Below are 15,923 nucleotides of genomic sequence, written 5' to 3' on the forward strand. Positions count from 1 at the left end.
ACGCTTCCACCACCGCGTCCATGACCGGGTCTCCGATGAGGGTGTGAGCGATGTAGGTGTCCGCGGTCTCCTGGTCTATCAGACGGGCCTTCTCGTAGCCCGCCATGTAGTCAGACGGCACTTTCATTGGCCCACGTCCGTTACAACCTGCAAGCTGGGGGGCCGGGCGCTCTCTATAGCGGCGGCCATGATCATGGCCCGTTCAGCTATCTCTTCCGTCATGGCGAATGCACACCTGGCGAGATTCAGACGGCGGTTGGTCTGGCCGGCATCCCTCCGTACTCCATGGCCCGCTGAGCACCAATTGCTTCAACTACCGCGATTCTGGCTGTAGTTATGCCTTTACCAAAACCGGGGCGCTTCATCTTCGAGGGGGCGATGGCATCGTGGAGCGCGAGGTCTTCGCCACAGTCGTCGAGGAGAGTTCCGGCAAAATGCTCCACCGCACGTGCTTCGGCAAGCAAGGCAAACCCCTTGCCCGCGGCATTTCGCCGAGCGCTTCGTCCCTTCCGCAACATGAATCCAGCTGTTGCGAATGCCACACTCATGTTGACCTGGACGTCCATCGCGGTACCAAGAGATTCACTACCCATACCTGACGCCTATCCGACCTCTTTGCTGCCTATTTGCGAAACCGGCGGCTCCTCCTCCCACTATGACGACCTGATTCATGCCGTTACGCATGTACCTACCCGAGTCGGTAGCCATGGTTCTTGACAACTATCATAGTCGAATTTGCGCTTTTAGCAACGGGGAGAACCCGGTTTACTCATTTACAAGTAAGGCTTCTCGCGTTACGGCAGTCTCATCCCGTAGTCAGGTGGCCGAGCCCTGCCTCTGGCCCAGCGCCACACGGTGTGGCGATAGGTCCCCGACCGCCGGGCGACCTCCGACCATGACGGACCCGGATGCTCCTGGAACCGCTCCAGCCGCTTCGAGAAGTCGACGGGGAGTATGTGGGTGTTTCTGCTGTGGTGAATCCGCTGTCACCGGGGTGAACCAGAGGGCGCTGAACTGGGGCTGGAGGGCAGGGAGGCAGGCCCGCCCTCCGTTCGCCCTGAGCCCGACGAAGGGTTGCACGAACGGAGGGCGGGCCTGGCGTTTAGTAGCGGTAGTGGTCTGGCTTGAAGGGGCCGTCTTTGGGGACGCCCAAGTAGTCGGACTGGCGGGGGGTGAGCTCGGTAAGGTGGGCGCCGAAGCGGGCGAGGTGGAGACGGGCGACCTTCTCGTCCAGGTGCTTGGGGAGGGTGGTGACGGTCTTGCCATAGGACTCGGCGTGGGCCTGCAGCTCGAGCTGGGCGATGACCTGGTTGCTGAAGGAGTTGCTCATCACGAAGCTGGGGTGCCCGGTGGCGTTGGCGAGGTTCACGAGACGGCCCTCACCGAGCACGATGATGCTGCGGCCGGTCTCCTTGAACTTCCACTCATGCACCTGGGGCTTGATCTCGATCTTCTCGACCTCCTCATTGCGGCGCATGCGCTCGAGGCCGGCCATGTCGATCTCATCGTCGAAGTGACCGATGTTGCAGACGATGGCGTTGTGCTTCATGCGGCGCATGTGGTCGGCGGTGATGATGTCGGTGCAGCCGGTGGCGGTGACGTAGATATCGTAGTCCTGCTCGATGGCGTCCTCGACAGTGATGACGTCGTGGCCGAGCATGCAGGCCTGCAGGGAGCAGATGGGGTCAATCTCCGTGATGGCGACGCGGGCCTGCTGGCCGCGAAGGGCCTGGGCGCTGCCCTTGCCGACGTCGCCGAAGCCGCAGACGAGGGCCTTCTTGCCGGAGAGCAGCACGTCCGTGGCGCGCATGATGGCGTCGACGAGGCTGTGGCGGGTGCCGTAGAGGTTGTCGAACTTGCTCTTGGTCACGGAGTCGTTGACGTTGATGGCGGGGAAGAGGAGGGTACCCGCCTTTTGCATGTCGTAGAGGCGGTGGACACCGGTGGTGGTCTCCTCCGACACGCCGCGGATCTCGCTGGAGACGCGGCGGAAAAAGTCCGGGGCGGCGCCGTGGACGAGGCCGAGGAGGACGTGGAGGAACTTCTCGTCGGGCGAGGCGTCGGGACCGGGGTCGTCGACCTTACCGGCGTTGGCGTATTTGTGGCCGAGGTGGACGGCGAGGGTGGCGTCGCCGCCGTCGTCGACGATGAGGGTGGGGCCCTTGCCGCCCTCGAAGCGGAGGGTCTGCAGCAAGCACCACCAGTACTCCTCAAGGCTCTCGCCCTTCCAAGCGTAGACGGGCGTGCCCTGCGGGTCGTCGGGGGCGCCGCCGGGGCCGACGACGACGGCGGCGGCGGCGTGATCCTGCGTCGAGAAGATGTTACAGGACGCCCAGCGGACCTCGGCGCCGAGGGCCGTCAGGGTCTCGATGAGAACGGCGGTCTGGATGGTCATGTGGAGCGAGCCGGTGATGCGGGCGCCCTTGAGGGGCTGCTGCCCGGCGTACTCTTCACGGATGGACATGAGGCCGGGCATCTCGTATTCGGCGAGCTCGATCTCCTTGCGGCCGAAGCGCACGGTGTCCGGAGACATGTCCGCCACCTTGAAGGGGAGGTCGGAGAAGACCTGCTCCCCGGCAAAGACGGGCGCACCGGCGTTGGTGGACTGCGTCATAGGTTCCCCCTTGTTTTGGGTGAAGTGGATGGGGACAGTCTACACGAAAGCGGGAATATTGGAAATGTCGAAGGAGAGATGAGTGTTACCAGCGTTGTAGCGAATTATTGTTAGGTTACGCGTTCCTGCAGGGGAGTTGGCCAGGCGGGTGGTTTGGGTTTGTCGGGGTTCCTGCCTGCGCAGGAATGACGGGATAGAGATGGGGATTGCGGAAGGGTGGCGATTGGGGATGCCCCCCCCTGCACCACGTGGGCTTGCAGCCCCCGTTCACCCTTCGATTTCCCTCAGGGCGAACGGCCCCGCCCTTCCCCTCTTGATTCCTGTCGGCACAGGAGCGACGGGGTGGGGATGGGGGCGGTTGACATAGAGCGCCGACCCCGGGGACGCCTCGGGGCCGGCGTATATGACTGGTGAGTCGTGGCGGCTAGAGCTGGGCCTCCACTGCGCCGATGATGCGGTCGACCTTTTCGACAAGCTCGTCGAGCTCGTCTCGGGTGGTGCTCAGGGGCGGGGCGAGGTGCATGACGTCGCCCATGACGCGGCCAAGGATGCCTTCCTTGTTCATCTCGGCGGAGGCGAGTTGCGTGAGGTTGGCATCGGCGGGGATCTTCTCCTTCGTGGCGCGGTCTTTCACGAACTCAAGCGAGCAGAGGAGGCCGAGGCCACCGCGGACGTCGCCGATGATGGGATGCTCGTACATGGACTGGAGCTTGTCGAAGAGGTACTCGCCGAGGCGGGCCGAGTTGCCGACGAGGTTCTCGCGCTCCATGATCTCGAGGTTTGCGAGGCCGGCGGCGCAGGCGGGCGGGTTGCCGCCGAAGGTGATGAGGTGGCGGAAGGTGGCGGACTGGTCGCCGATGAAGGCGTCGGCGACGGGCTTGCTGGCGACGGCGGCGCCGATGGGGAGGTAGCCGCTGGTGAGGGCCTTGGCGACGGTGAAGATGTCGGGCTTGATGCCCCAGTGCTCAGTGGCGAACCATTTGCCGGTGCGGCCGAAGCCGGTGATGACCTCATCGCAGATGAGGAGGACGCCGTACTTGTCGCAGATCTCGCGGATGGTGGGCCAGTACTCGGGGTGCGGGACATGGACGCCGGCCGAGATGGAGATGGGCTCGGCGATGAAGGCGGCGACCGTGGACGGGCCTTCGGCCTGGATGGCGATTTCGAGGTCGCGGGCGCACTCGAGGTCGCAGGCGCTCATGCCGCGGCAGAGGCGGCAGCGGTACTCGCCGGGCTGGGCGATGTTGACGGAGTAGGGCATGAGGGGACCGTAGTCGGAGCCGGAGGCGACGCTGCCGCCGCCGAGGGTCATGTTCATGAACGTGGCGCCGTGGTAGGAGCCGCGGCGGGCGATGAACTTGAAGCGGCCGGGCTCGCCGTTGTTCTTGTGGTATTTGCGGGACATCTTGAGGGCGGTCTCGACAGACTCGGCGCCGCCGCTGGTGAAGTAGATGCGCGAACCCGGGTCGGGCGAGATGCCGGCGAGCTTGGCGGCGAGACGCGCAGTGACGGGGGAGACGGAGCCGCCGGGGGTGTAGGAGATCTCGAGCATCTGCTCGTAGACGGCGTCGGCGATCTCACGGCGGCCGTGGCCCGCGTTCTTGAGCCACATGCCGGAGATGAGGTCGAACCACTGCTTTCCGGCGGCGTCCTGCACGTAGGAGCCCTCGCCACGGACGACGAGCTTGACGCCGGTCTCGTCGGACATGTCGCCGGCCTGTCGGCTGTGCGGCCAGAAGTGGGCCGCGGCCATGGTCTTGATGTCTTCTACGTCGTAGGCGTCCAAGAGTTCTTTGACCATGGGTGGCCTCCTCAACAACATTCGGGGGACGGATGGATGTCGGGGTTCTGGCTTCATGATACATCGTGGGCGACGGCTTGCCCACGCGCACGCGGCAGTACGGTCGTCGTGCAAGACGCCAAGGGCGCTAGTCGATTAATGTCCAGGCAGCAGTGAGCATTGAGAGGATCAGGGCGACCGTTACTCCGATGGGAAGGAGACACCCTTGGCCGGCCTGACGTTGGCGAGAGCGGTAGGCCCACGGGAGCTCGCGGTCGCCGCCAGCCAGCCCCCAGACCCCAAGTCGCCGCTGCTGGGCCTCCACCTCGGCGGCCTCAAGGCCCAGCGCCTGACGCATTCCTTGGCCCTGACGAATGCGGATGCTGTAGGCATAGCCCTGCTGCACCATGGTGCGGTTGACAGACCTGCCACGGCCGTCCTGTTCATAGTAGAGCAGCCCAATGGCCCGGGCATAGCGGTCATAAGCGAAAGTCTCCATACGGAGGACGCCGCGACCGTTGCGAAGGAGGTCGTTGAGGGCGCGGGTGGCCTGTGGGCCAAGGGGCTGGTCCGACTCGGGGGCGTCGATGCCCCAGAGGCGGACGCGGGTAGCCTCACCACGGCGGCGGGTGCCAGCAGGGACGACGTCGACCGTGTCACCGTCGACGATGTTGATCACCCGGACGCGTTCCGCAGGGCGTCTGTTGCGCTGAGGCCGCACGTAGCTTACTACACCGCGATCGGCGCGAAGTTGGCGGTGACGGGCTGGTGGCCTTCGTTCAGTTCAAACGCTTCCTCTCGGTAGAGGCCGAGGGGCTCGAGGACGGGGGTGTCGGTATACCAGAAGACGACGGACTCCTCCGTGGCGACGTGCTCGTGGAAGGCCCAGGACGGGACGACGAAGGTGTCCTTTGCGCTCCAGTCGAAGCGGACGCCGTTGATGACGGAATAGCCGCTGCCGGTGATGACGTGGTAGACGACGCCGCCCGTGTGCCGGTGGGCGCGGGTGTGCATGCCCTTTGGGAAGAGGGAGGCGTAGCAGGCCATCGAGGCCATGGCAGGGCCGCCGGTCTGCGGGTTGGTGTACTCCAGGCAGACGCCGTCGAAGGGGCTGCCCTCGGTCTCTTGGGCGAGCCGCGAGAGGGCTTCGTAGGTCTGGGCGAACTTGTAGTTGATGAGGGGCGAGTGCAGGCTGCCCCGGCCCACCCACGTGGGCCGCAGGGAGCCCGAGGCGAAGAGACGCTGGGAGACCTCGGTGGGCTTGGTGAGCGGCTGGCTCTCCTCGGGGTATTCCTCGCGGAAGGTGGCGTCGAGGTGGTTTACCAACGTCGAGTCAAGACCGTCGAGCCAGATCATGGGGGCGTCGCCCTCGTTGCCGTGGTCGTGCCAGGTCCAGTTGGGGGTGGTGATGAAGTCGCCGGGCTCCATGTACGTCTTCTCGCCCTCGACGGCGGTGTATGCGCTGGCGCCCTCGACGATGAGGCGCAGGGCGGACGCGGTGTGGCGGTGGCTGGGCGCGACTTCGCCGGGGTTGATGATCTGCAGGTTGGCCGAGAGGGTGCTGGTGGCGGGCCCTCGACCGAGGAGGCCGGGGTTGGAGAAGACGAGCACCCGGCGCTCGGCCATCTCCATGGGCACGATCTCGGCGGCGCGGAAGAGCAGGGGGCGGAAGTCCTGGTACTTCCAGAGGTAGGGGATGGCCTTCGGCTGCGGGTCAGTGCGGGCGACCCAGAGCGGGCGGCTCTGGTAGCGCTTGGCCTCCTCGTAGAAGAGCTCAAGGTCTTCCAAACGGCTGCCGGAAATGGGCTCCTGTGCCATGTCGCACCCCCTTCTGCCTCGGTAGCGGAAGGCTAGCACCGGCGATGGGGGTGGTCAAGGCGAGGGGGAGACACGGTCGACGCCCAACGGAGCGGCTAGACTCCGGGCACCGAACTGATGTGGGCCTCGGCAGGGCGGACCGTAAAGTCCAACACCTCGGTTACTGCTCCCGCTTGCTCGGTGTCCTCATAGGCTCCGGTAGCGACAGCCACGTCGCCGGCGCCGGTGATGAAGATGGGACTGGCCTCACCAACCACCCAGTTGTTGATGACCAGCGACAGCCTCCGGCCTACTACTCTCACTTCAATTTCGTTGATCTCGCCTTCGCCCTGGCGCATGAGAGGAACTTCTTCTTGTCGCTCGAGAGCATTGGCAGGGCCTCTATTGCCAACATCAGTCCCAATTGGCGGCAAGCCAGAGGACAGGCCGACCTCCACGAATTCGTACGAGGCTATCCCGGGAACCCAGCCGTTGCTATGGATCAGGCAAGCGAAGGCCCTTCCGCCGGGATCTTCAGGAACGCGGATGAAGATGCCGAAACTGAAGGGGTGATCTTCAGCGTCATACGGGTTGACGAAACGCGCGGTGATGACAGCGTCAGCTACGGAGACCCCGGTGGAGAAGTATTCCAGCGTCCCGTTGCCGGGGTTATGAGCGAGCTGTATATCCATGGGCCCGAATGACCTCACGGGGGTGGGTAGCGGTGTGGGAGTGGGTGTGGCAACCGGGGTTCGGATTGGTGTCGGCGTTACCACCACGATTACCGGGCGGGGGGTTGGCGCCGGGACTGCCGTTGGCGCGGGCATGGGAGTAGGCGCAGGCGTTGGCGCCGAGGTCGGTATCGGCTGCGGCGCAGCAGTGGGTGACGGCCTTGGTGGGACAGTGGGCAGGGCGGCGACCGTGGCTGCGATACCAGCCTCGACAGTCGCGTCCAGGTTGGGCGTCGCGGTGGGGGTCACAGTGGGCAACAGGGCCAACACCGTGGCCTCGACATCGGGGTGCTGTTCGGGATCGTCTGGCGAGGTGCAGGCAGCGGCGGACAGCGCTATCGCCACAAACAGCACAAGAAGGGTCTTGCAAGTCGGTGAGCGCATCAATGGCTCCAAACCACAAGCAATTGCCTGATCAAAATCGGGACTCGTGACATCCAGCGGGTGCAAAAGAGCGCAGTGTCTTTTCGCCGCGAGACTTTCGCTGAGCAGCCAGCCTGCGAAGGGTGAGGACACTATTGCCCACCAGCATCCATGTGTCAAGAAGCCATTTGGCGCATTATTTCCACAAACTTGCCCATTCGCTTCGCGAGCACTGCCTACCCTGCTATACTGCACACCGTCAACACGTCAGCTACGCCACGAGGCGAGACATGAAGCGTGCACATCAGTTCTTTGGGCGGCTGCTCTTGGGAACGGGGGTGGTGATGCTGTTCTTCATCATCACAGACTTCACCGGGGCGAAGTTCCCCACATGGCTGCTGAACTGGACCTTTGCGGCTTTCGGGCTGTCGCTGGCCGGATTCGCCTTCACCTACAGGCGGTGGATGCCTGACGACCCGCCGCCCGGACCGCCCCCGGACAACCAGCGCAATGTGTAAGGAGGAGCCATGTTGACCCGTGAGGAAAACGACCTCATCACGCAGTCCGGGCGGGGGACGCCCCTGGGCGAGATGATGCGGCTGTACTGGATCCCGGCCTTCTACTCGCATGAGACCCGCGAGACCGACGGCACGCCGCTGCGCCTGAAGCTGCTGGGCGAGGACCTCGTCGCGTTTCGCGACAGCGAGGGGAACGTGGGCGTTATGGAGGAGTTCTGCCCGCACCGGGGCGCGTCGCTGGCGCTGGCGAGGAACGAGGAGCGCGGGCTGACGTGCATCTACCATGGTTGGAAGTTCGACGTGCAGGGCAACTGCGTCGACATGCCCTCGGAGCCGGCGGCGTCCAACTTCAAGGACAAGGTGAAGGCGCGCGCCTTCGCGACGCGCGAGGTTGCGGGCATCGTCTGGTGCTACATGGGCGCGGACGCGACGCTGCCGCCCTTCCCCTCGTTCCAGTGGACGCAGGTGCCGGAGGACCACCTGAGCGCCATCAAGACGCTGCAGGAGTGTAACTTCCTCCAAGGGCTGGAGGGCGGCATCGACTCGTCGCACGCCTCGTTCCTGCACCGATCGTACGGCGGCGTGCGGACGGGGTGGGGGAACCCGGTCAACGGGCTCATCATGGCCGACACGGCGCCGAAGCTGGAGGTGGAGTACACCTCCTACGGCTACCGCTACGCCGCAGTCCGGCAGGCGGGGCCGGGCGAGGAGTACGTGCGCATGACGCCGTACATCCTGCCCTTCTACAGCTACATCCCCGGACCACCGGGACGCACCAACGGCTTCTCCATCTGGGTGCCGCGCGACGATCACTCGTGCTGGCAGTGGGAGATCGGTTTCAACGAGGAGCGGCCCTTCACCACGCAGGAGCGGCATGACCGGCGCGAGCAGTTCGGCTTCCACGACCTGGAGCCGGGCTTCCGCAAGGCGCGCAACCGCGACAACTGGTACCAGCAGGACCGGGAGGCGATGAAGTCGCGGGGGTTCTCGGGCATCTTCGGGACGCGGACGCAGGACCACGCCGTGCAGGAGAGCATGGGCACGATCTACGACCGCACCCGCGAGCACCTCGGCACGAGCGACAGGGCCATCATCGCCATGCGGAGGCTGCTGTCGGAGTCCGTGCGCAACTTCCAGGAGGGCGTCACGCCGCCGGGGCTGGACCACGGCATCCCTTTCGAGCTCATCCGCGGCGACGACTTTGTGAAGCCCGCCGACATCACCTGGCAGGAAGCGCGCCCCCTCGACCCCGGCCATGCGCTGGCGCGGTAGGAGTCATCGAGCAGGGCTCCCGACAACCGGAAGGCAGGAGGACCGCCATGGCCAAGAACGGGTTCAGGGTGATTGACGCAGAGCCGCACATGATGGAGCCGCTGGAGATCTGGGTCGAGCGGCTGCCGGAGCCTTTCCGGTCGCGGACGCATGTGGTGCGGCCGGAGAACGGCGGCTTCCTGGAGGGCAGCAGCGGACGCATCGTGCTGGACGGGGTCGAGACGCCCAAGACGACCGCCAACCCGATGGTGCGCCGCCGCAGTCAACGCAGGGTGGCGGCTAACCCGGGGCTGATGAAGGTCACCAAGGACCCCTCGCCGGACGTCTTCCTGGAGGGCTTCGACATCGAGGGCATCGACATCGGCGTGTTCATGCCGACGGTGGCGATGGGCATGGTGCGCTACGACGACCTCGACCCGGAGCACGCGCTGGCGCTGTGCCAGGTCTACAACGACTACACGGCCGAGTTCTGCAGCGCGCACCCGGACCGGTTCAAGTTCTGGGCGTGGGTGCCGCCGCACGACGCCAAGCTGGCCGCGGGCGAGGCCCGGCGGGCCGTGAAGGAGCTGGGGGCGGTGGCGGTCGCGATGACGGGCGGCGCGGTCAACGGCAACCTCCTGAGCGACGAGCACTTCGACCCGCTGTGGCAGGAAATGGACCGGCTGGGGACGGCCTTCGGGATGCACGGGCCGCCGGCCAACTACCTGCTGCGGGACAACTACAACCACCGCTACTGGGGCAAGCGGAACATGGAGATCGTCGGCAACGCGATGGTGGGGCCGGTGCACGCCATGACGCAGCTTGCCGAGCTGACCATTGGCGGCGTGCTGGAGCGGTTCCCGAACCTGAAGCCGGTCTTCATGGAGGTCAACGCGAGCTGGCTGCCGTGGTTCCTCTGGAGGCTGGACGACAAGTGGGAGACCCACGCGCCCGACATGGACTACGAACTCTCTATGCTGCCGAGCGAGTATTTTCAAAGACAGGGCTACTGCGTGGTGGAGCCGGAGGAGGGGCCGATCAAGTTCGCCATTGACTTCATGGGGGCGGACCGGCTGCTGTTCTCGACCGACTACCCGCACTCCGACTGCATCTTCCCGGAGGCGGTCAACACGTTCCTTGCGCAGGAGCAGATCCCGGACGATGCCAAGCGGAAGATCCTGTGGGAGAACGGGGCAAAGCTCTTCGGCGTGGAAGCGCCGGTTGAAGCGGCGGCCGGCGGGTAGGGACGCTCTTGAACCGGCGGCTTGAACTCGCGGGCTGGATGCTGTGGCTGGTGGGGGTTGTCTTCTTCACAGTGTCCGGGCTGCGTAATGGCGATGTGTGGACGGTCATTGGCTCCGTGCTGTTCGGCGTGGGGATTGTCTGCCTGCTGATACCGCTGCTGAGGCGGAAGGGCGGGTAGCTTCCGCTAGGATCGCTCATCCAACTCCGCTTGGGCGGCGGCCAGGTCTTCGGGCGTGTCCATGTCGAGGAACGAGCTGCCGTCCGGGTCAAGCGCCTCAACCTCAGCCACAGTCAGTAACTCCACTGGCCCTGCCGCGACGAGGTCACGCATTGCCGCGCGGCCGCCCTCCAGCAGCGCGGCGATGCTCGGCGCGAGGGTGGTGGGGTAGACGCCGGGCATCGGCTGCGGGCCGTGCTCGGTTTCGGGCAGCGTCAGGGCGTCAGGGCGGCGGCGGGCGATGAGGGCATCGAGGAGCGCGGGCGCGAGGAACGGGGCGTCGCAGGGGACGGCGAGGGCGTAGGGCGTAGGGCAGACGAGGAGGCCGCTGTAGAGGCCCATGAGCGGGCCTCGGCCGGGCTCGGCGTCGGCGACGGTTGGGTGGCCGAGGAAGGCCATTGACTCAGCGTCATTGGTGACGACGATGACGCCGGACACGAGCGGTTCGATGGCGGCGATGACGTGCTCGATGAGGGTGCGGCCGCCGAGGGGCAGGAGGGGCTTGGGGGCGCCCATCCCGCGAGGTTGCGTCCACATTCGGCGGCCCGCGCCGCCGGCGAGGACAATGCCCGTGATCTCAGGATGGCCGGGCATGGCTAGGCCCCGTTGCTCGAGGGCCTCCACGTTACGATGGCCGTCCGGCGGGGGCGCACGCCCTTGACTATGAAGCCCTCCGGCGTCTCCTGCAACAGCTCGTCCGCGGCGGCGCGGAGGCGGTCGTCGGCGGCGGAGCCCTCCTCGACGCTGAGGCGGCGGCGGAGCTGCTCCATCGCGTCGTGGCGGTCGGTGTCGAGGACGGCGGTTTCCTCGGAGAACATGGCAACGTCGGGGTAGATGTCCATGGCCCAGAGGAGGTTGAGGACGTCTGGCAGGCCGGGGAGCGGGGTGGGCGCGGAGCCGTGGACGCGCTCGTAGAAGGGGATTTCCAGCGCGCCCGGCGTCTCCATCATCTCGACGACGACTACGCTGCCGGTGGCGTGTTGCTGCATCCGGGTGACGAAGGGGGCGGCGTCGGCCACGTGGTGAAGCACGAGGGAGCAGAGCACCATGTCGGCCGAGGGGGCCTCGGCTTCTTCCCACGCCTCGTTGATGACGGTGATGTTGGAGAGGCCGGCCTCCGCGGCGCGGGTCTGCAGCTGTTCGACGGAGTCGGGGGAGGGCTCGACGACGGTGACGTGGCGGGCGCGGGTCGCGAGGGGGAGGGCGTAGCGGCCCGCGCCGCCGCCTACGTCGAGGACGGTGGCGTCGTGCGGCAGGGCGGCGTAGAGGGCGTTCAGGACGGGGTCGTCGGTGCGGTAGGGGTCCTGGGGGCGGTTGGAGTAGGTGAAGCCGCCGTGGCCTCCGGGGACGTGGCCCCCGTGACCGTGGTCGCCATGGCCGTGGCCGCCGTGGCCGTGATCCTCGGCGCCTCGGAGGGCGGAGGACTCGCGCTCGTGGGCGAGGAGCTTCTCTTTCCAGGCGTTGATGGTTGCGTTCATCGTTGTGCTCCTTGGGGTGGGATTCACGCGTCGATTGTAAGAGGGAGCGCTTTGACCCTATTTCGGCGGCGCGTTCCCGGCCAGCCGTGCTTACCCAATGCCAGAGGCCGGGACGGATCAACGAAATGCCTTATCCGAGAAACAATGTGTATCTGGAATTGCCAGTTTTAGATACGGATTGTTTTCCAAGACAATTCATAGCTGTTTAAAGAACTCAATGTCCATGTTGGATGCGAGAGATTCATGTTGTGCAGGGCGCTGTCCATACGCAAAGGGTAGCGAGCGGCGGGGCGCTCGCGCAAGAGGGTGGCGGCAGGGTGGGGCTTGCAACGGAGTCGGATCCAGGGGGTGCATCGGGCGACCACGAGGGTCGGCCCTACGGCGCCTCCTTTGGTGCGGAGTACGTTCTGTGCAGGGCTTTTCTGGATACCGGCTTTCGCCGGTATGACGGTGGTGGGAGGGGTGGGGACAGAGGGGCCTTGAAGTGACGTACGCCAAAGCTGGTCAACCTACGTACTCCTGGAGATCCTTCCGGCTCCGCTCCAAGGCCAACATTCCGGGGTGATTTGGCTTCCGCTGGGCGAGTTCGTCCACGAATTGCAGGAGGCTTTGGGCGTTGGACAAATGGTGGGCTCTCCACCACTGGGAGCAGACATAGAAGCGTCCGGCGTAGAGCCTCTGATAGTACCGATCGCGCCCATCCGGGCTTTTCCTCCCTTCGGCTTGTGGGCGCAAAAGCGGGAAATTGTTAATTTGGAGACCCAATTCGTGTCTGCAGAAGTGCTCATCCATCAGGTTGCCCCGCTCAAACTCCTCAAGGAGGGTGGGGTGGTCCTCAAGCAGCGTCTGCATCAGATCGCGCACAAGAGGTTGGATGGTCGGGTCTGGGTTTGGCGACCGTGACTGGCGTCCATTGGGTTTGGGATTCTGCGGCTTGGCCACATCCAAGAGCTTGACAGAACGCATGAAAAGCTCGGCGGTGTCGCTCACGGCAGCGGCCTTTTGGAGGGTGGGCTGGAGAAGCCGCTCGGCAAAAGCGTCGTTGGTGAGGAGGTCCCACACGACCTCCGGGTACTCAGCCCCCAGGTTGTTGAACAGGGCTTCCAAAGGCTTCTGCACGCCGGGGTTGACCTTAGGCGAGGCAAAGGTGATGTGCAATTGCGTTTCCGTGGGGTGGTAGGCCTGGAGCGTCATCATGGTGCGCAGGAGTTTTTTAAGCACCCTGTTCTCCGGGCCGCCCAAGTAATTCAGGCCGGCCTCGTGGAAGGCAATGTCGATGGCGTACACACCGCCTTCCCTGTCAACTCCCATGACATCAATCTCCGCCTGCTGAATGAACTGGGCGGCGGTCTTTGTCTGCTTGAAGACTTTGCCCCCGGCGTCGTCAAAGCGCGCCTTCATGGCGGCGAACATTTCATCCAACTCGGCGTCGTCCATGAACCTGGGCCAGTGGGGAGAGGGCTTCCAGTTGGTCTGGACGAGCCAGCACTCCTTGACGTGGCGCAGGTAGGAATAGCCGAGGGATTCGCCGATTTCAATCTTCATGGGCGCTCCGTTCTAGCGAGATTTGGCGGCGGCACGGGCATTGGCATTGTAGAGGCGGGCTTAACGAGGGGGCAACAGGCCGGCCCTTCGACTGGCTCAGGGCGGGCGAGGTCTCCCTTCAGCGCCTCTGGATACCGGCATTCGCCGGTATGGTGGAGGGGGGCCACAGGGATCGCCCTTACAATAGGGGGCGTGTGGCGCGGGGTTGCGGGATGGGCTATGATTCGCGAAACGCGGAGTGACGGAGGTTTTCCATGGCTGACTACTCAATGGAAGCGTTTATCGAGGACGTGCGGCAGGTCTTTGCTGAGACCGATGACGCGAAGGCGCAGGCGCAAGCGGTGTGCGGGCACATGACGAAACTGCTGCAGGTGCCGAACCTGCTGGACGGCAAGCTGGACGTGCCGGAGACGGGCACCGCGACGGCGAGCCTGTACCAGGACGAGGACTACGGGCACCCGGCGCCGGGGTTCTGGCTGATGTGCAACGCGCAGGCCAAGGGCGGCGCGACGGGCGGCGTGAGCCCCCACGACCATGGCGCGTCGTGGGTGGTCTACGGCGTGTACCAGGGCGCGATCCAGCAATCGACGTGGCGGTGGGGGTTCCACGAGCCCGATCGGACGGCGCCGAACTTCGAGCAGGCTGCCAAGTGGGTGCAGAACCAGGGCGAGGTGGCCTTCTTCCTGCCCGGCGTCATCCACGCACAGAGGAACGTTTTCGATGGGACATCGGTCGTGGTGCGGCTGGAAGGGCAGAAGCTGACCGGCGTCGTACGGCACCGATACAACGCTGACACCGGCGCAGCCACGCTCTACGGCTAGGCCCGGCCGGCAAGAGAGCGCAGGCGTGACGGAAGGCGAGTCCACATCCGCGGCGCGGCGAGGTGACGGTGAGCCGCTTTGGGAGTTGGCCCGCTCTCGCGGGATCGACCGGCGGCAGTTCTTGCGGCTGATGCTGGCCGGGGGCGCGACGGCGGTGCTCGCCGCGTGCGTCGGGATGGAGCCGTCCGGCGGCCGGACTCAGGCTGCACCGACGCAGCCGGTTGGCGAGCCGGTCGCTGACTCATCCTTCTTCAAGGACACCGCTCCATTCATCGTGCGCGACGAACAGGGGTTGGAGGCACGGCTGGAGGAGATGCGGGGGCTCATTACGCCCAACAGCCACTTCTTTGTGCGGAACAACGCTCCGGCCAGCCTTGACGTAGAGGCCTCGGACTGGCGGCTCAGCGTCGAGGGGGACGCGGTCTTGGAGCCGGTGACGCTGACCTATGACGACGTCCGCAGCCTGCCAAACCACACCCTCATTTCGTACCTGGAGTGTGCGGGCAACCACCGGGCGATGTTCGGCATCCTGAACGGGCGGCAGTCGTCGGGGACGCAGTGGATGACGGGGGCCGTCGGGAACGGCGAGTGGGTGGGCGCACGGCTGTCGGACGTGCTGACGCTGGCGGGCATCCGGGACGACGCCGTCAGCGTGATGCTCGTGGGGCTGGACACCGAGGCGCCGGAGCAGGGCTTCCGGTTTGTGCTCCCGGTCGAGAAGGCGATGGACCCGGATACGCTGCTGGCGTACTCGCTCAACGGCGAGACGCTGCCGAGGGACCACGGCTTCCCCATTCGCGCGCTTGTGCCGGGGTGGGTGGGCAGCGCGAATATCAAGTGGCTGGGGCGCATCATCGTGTCCACCGAGCAGCTCTGGACGCGGAACAACACCACGTCGTACACGCTCATCGGCGACGCGTACCCGCCCGTAGGGGAGTCGGAGGGCGTGCCGGTGACGGAGCAGGTGATCAAGAGCGCGCTGGCGCTGCCGTGGCCGGCGGAGCTCGCGGCGGGGCGGCGGCGCATCCACGGCTACGCGCACTCGCCGGCGGGGCGGATCGCCCGCGTCGAGTGGAGCGTCGACGAGGGGCGGACGTGGGCGGAGGCGGAGGTGTCGCCGACGCAGCCGGACTACTCGTGGGCGCGGTTCGAGTTCGAGTGGGACGCGGCGGCGGGCGAGCGGACGATCATGACGCGGGCGACTGACGGCGCGGGGAATGCGCAGCCGGATGCAGCGCCGTTCAACGAGAAGGGGTACCTGTTCAACCAGCCGCTGCCGCACCCGGTGCGGGTGCGGTAGGGGCGGCCGTCCGGCGGGCTCTTTCGAGAGCCTCAGGGTGAACGACGCGGGGGCGGGTCAGCGGGCGAGGATGATCAGGGGCAGATCCCCCCAGCGGGGGACGCCGCCGGGGGCGGAGGCCCGGCCTGATGGCCGGCGGGCGATTCACGAATCGCGCGTACAGACCGGCGCGACTCCATGCGTCGGGGTTCCCCCACCTTCGCGGGGGCAGGCTCTGCCTGCGCAGGAACGACGGGGCGCTCAGCGCGAACGCCGCGGGGGGG

At 65.9% G+C, this 15,923-nt stretch carries 15 protein-coding genes; 6 read left to right on the forward strand and 9 right to left on the reverse strand.

Translation table 11 applies throughout. From position 1 onward, the window contains the following. Positions 1 to 245: 245 nt before the first annotated feature. The 6 genes from OXC99_09220 to OXC99_09245 all read right to left on the reverse strand — a co-directional run bounded on the left by OXC99_09220 (position 246) and on the right by OXC99_09245 (position 6,883). Positions 246 to 593 (reverse strand): hypothetical protein, encoded by a 348-nt coding sequence (locus tag OXC99_09220; GenBank protein MCY4625160.1) that lies wholly within the window; start codon positions 591 to 593, stop codon positions 246 to 248. A gap of 509 nt (positions 594 to 1,102) precedes the next feature. Continuing rightward, positions 1,103 to 2,614 (reverse strand): adenosylhomocysteinase, encoded by a 1,512-nt coding sequence (gene ahcY / locus OXC99_09225; GenBank protein MCY4625161.1) that lies wholly within the window; start codon positions 2,612 to 2,614, stop codon positions 1,103 to 1,105. 424 nt (positions 2,615 to 3,038) lie between these two features. Continuing rightward, on the reverse strand, positions 3,039 to 4,415 hold the full coding sequence (locus OXC99_09230; GenBank protein ID MCY4625162.1) for an aspartate aminotransferase family protein: 1,377 nt from the start codon (positions 4,413 to 4,415) through the stop codon (positions 3,039 to 3,041). 127 nt (positions 4,416 to 4,542) lie between these two features. After that, complete coding sequence (locus tag OXC99_09235; protein MCY4625163.1) at positions 4,543 to 5,115, reverse strand: thermonuclease family protein; 573 nt, start codon at positions 5,113 to 5,115, stop codon at positions 4,543 to 4,545. An 8-nt stretch (positions 5,116 to 5,123) separates the two neighbouring features. Continuing rightward, complete coding sequence (locus tag OXC99_09240) at positions 5,124 to 6,212, reverse strand: cupin domain-containing protein (protein ID MCY4625164.1); 1,089 nt, start codon at positions 6,210 to 6,212, stop codon at positions 5,124 to 5,126. Between the two features lie 95 nt (positions 6,213 to 6,307). Next, the gene (locus OXC99_09245; protein ID MCY4625165.1) at positions 6,308 to 6,883 is read right to left on the reverse strand and encodes a hypothetical protein; all 576 of its coding nucleotides are present in this window, start codon (positions 6,881 to 6,883) and stop codon (positions 6,308 to 6,310) included. A 692-nt stretch (positions 6,884 to 7,575) separates the two neighbouring features. On the opposite strand from OXC99_09245, the gene OXC99_09250 reads away from it, so the two are divergent. Genes OXC99_09250 through OXC99_09265 form a run of 4 tightly spaced genes read left to right on the forward strand, consistent with a single transcriptional unit; the run spans position 7,576 to position 10,477 of the window. Further along, positions 7,576 to 7,803, forward strand: a complete 228-nt coding sequence (locus OXC99_09250; protein MCY4625166.1) for a hypothetical protein — start codon at positions 7,576 to 7,578, stop codon at positions 7,801 to 7,803. Between the two features lie 9 nt (positions 7,804 to 7,812). Then, on the forward strand, positions 7,813 to 9,075 hold the full coding sequence (locus tag OXC99_09255) for a Rieske 2Fe-2S domain-containing protein (GenBank protein MCY4625167.1): 1,263 nt from the start codon (positions 7,813 to 7,815) through the stop codon (positions 9,073 to 9,075). A 47-nt stretch (positions 9,076 to 9,122) separates the two neighbouring features. Then, positions 9,123 to 10,298 (forward strand): amidohydrolase family protein, encoded by a 1,176-nt coding sequence (locus OXC99_09260; GenBank protein MCY4625168.1) that lies wholly within the window; start codon positions 9,123 to 9,125, stop codon positions 10,296 to 10,298. Between the two features lie 8 nt (positions 10,299 to 10,306). Continuing rightward, positions 10,307 to 10,477: a hypothetical protein gene (locus OXC99_09265; GenBank protein MCY4625169.1), complete on the forward strand. Its 171-nt coding sequence runs from the start codon at positions 10,307 to 10,309 to the stop codon at positions 10,475 to 10,477. A 6-nt stretch (positions 10,478 to 10,483) separates the two neighbouring features. On the opposite strand, the gene OXC99_09270 is transcribed toward OXC99_09265, so the two are convergent. The 3 genes from OXC99_09270 to OXC99_09280 all read right to left on the reverse strand — a co-directional run bounded on the left by OXC99_09270 (position 10,484) and on the right by OXC99_09280 (position 13,539). Further along, positions 10,484 to 11,110 (reverse strand): molybdenum cofactor guanylyltransferase, encoded by a 627-nt coding sequence (locus OXC99_09270; protein MCY4625170.1) that lies wholly within the window; start codon positions 11,108 to 11,110, stop codon positions 10,484 to 10,486. Between the two features lie 2 nt (positions 11,111 to 11,112). After that, positions 11,113 to 11,994, reverse strand: a complete 882-nt coding sequence (locus OXC99_09275; GenBank protein MCY4625171.1) for a class I SAM-dependent methyltransferase — start codon at positions 11,992 to 11,994, stop codon at positions 11,113 to 11,115. Positions 11,995 to 12,498: 504 nt separating this feature from the next. Further along, complete coding sequence (locus tag OXC99_09280; protein ID MCY4625172.1) at positions 12,499 to 13,539, reverse strand: hypothetical protein; 1,041 nt, start codon at positions 13,537 to 13,539, stop codon at positions 12,499 to 12,501. 254 nt (positions 13,540 to 13,793) lie between these two features. Here OXC99_09280 and OXC99_09285 point away from each other — a divergent pair, with 254 nt between their 5' ends. Together OXC99_09285 and OXC99_09290 are read left to right on the forward strand one after the other, a co-directional pair. Further along, on the forward strand, positions 13,794 to 14,360 hold the full coding sequence (locus OXC99_09285; protein MCY4625173.1) for a hypothetical protein: 567 nt from the start codon (positions 13,794 to 13,796) through the stop codon (positions 14,358 to 14,360). Positions 14,361 to 14,385: 25 nt separating this feature from the next. After that, the gene (locus OXC99_09290; GenBank protein MCY4625174.1) at positions 14,386 to 15,660 is read left to right on the forward strand and encodes a molybdopterin-dependent oxidoreductase; all 1,275 of its coding nucleotides are present in this window, start codon (positions 14,386 to 14,388) and stop codon (positions 15,658 to 15,660) included. Positions 15,661 to 15,923: the final 263 nt, after the last annotated feature.

The organism is Chloroflexota bacterium (assembly GCA_026713825.1).
GTDB lineage: Bacteria > Chloroflexota > Dehalococcoidia > Lucifugimonadales > UBA1127 > UBA1127.

Bases quoted from the DNA above. Each gene is read 5' to 3' on its own strand.
- OXC99_09220 (MCY4625160.1), bottom strand. From the start codon at position 593: ATGGGTAGTGAATCTCTTGGTACCGCGATGGACGTCCAGGTCAACATG.
- ahcY (MCY4625161.1), bottom strand. From the start codon at position 2,614: ATGACGCAGTCCACCAACGCCGGTGCGCCCGTCTTTGCCGGGGAGCAG.
- OXC99_09230 (MCY4625162.1), bottom strand. From the start codon at position 4,415: ATGGTCAAAGAACTCTTGGACGCCTACGACGTAGAAGACATCAAGACC.
- OXC99_09240 (MCY4625164.1), bottom strand. From the start codon at position 6,212: ATGGCACAGGAGCCCATTTCCGGCAGCCGTTTGGAAGACCTTGAGCTC.
- OXC99_09245 (MCY4625165.1), bottom strand. From the start codon at position 6,883: ATGGATATACAGCTCGCTCATAACCCCGGCAACGGGACGCTGGAATAC.
- OXC99_09250 (MCY4625166.1), top strand. From the start codon at position 7,576: ATGAAGCGTGCACATCAGTTCTTTGGGCGGCTGCTCTTGGGAACGGGG.
- OXC99_09255 (MCY4625167.1), top strand. From the start codon at position 7,813: ATGTTGACCCGTGAGGAAAACGACCTCATCACGCAGTCCGGGCGGGGG.
- OXC99_09260 (MCY4625168.1), top strand. From the start codon at position 9,123: ATGGCCAAGAACGGGTTCAGGGTGATTGACGCAGAGCCGCACATGATG.
- OXC99_09270 (MCY4625170.1), bottom strand. From the start codon at position 11,110: ATGCCCGGCCATCCTGAGATCACGGGCATTGTCCTCGCCGGCGGCGCG.
- OXC99_09275 (MCY4625171.1), bottom strand. From the start codon at position 11,994: ATGAACGCAACCATCAACGCCTGGAAAGAGAAGCTCCTCGCCCACGAG.
- OXC99_09280 (MCY4625172.1), bottom strand. From the start codon at position 13,539: ATGAAGATTGAAATCGGCGAATCCCTCGGCTATTCCTACCTGCGCCAC.
- OXC99_09285 (MCY4625173.1), top strand. From the start codon at position 13,794: ATGGCTGACTACTCAATGGAAGCGTTTATCGAGGACGTGCGGCAGGTC.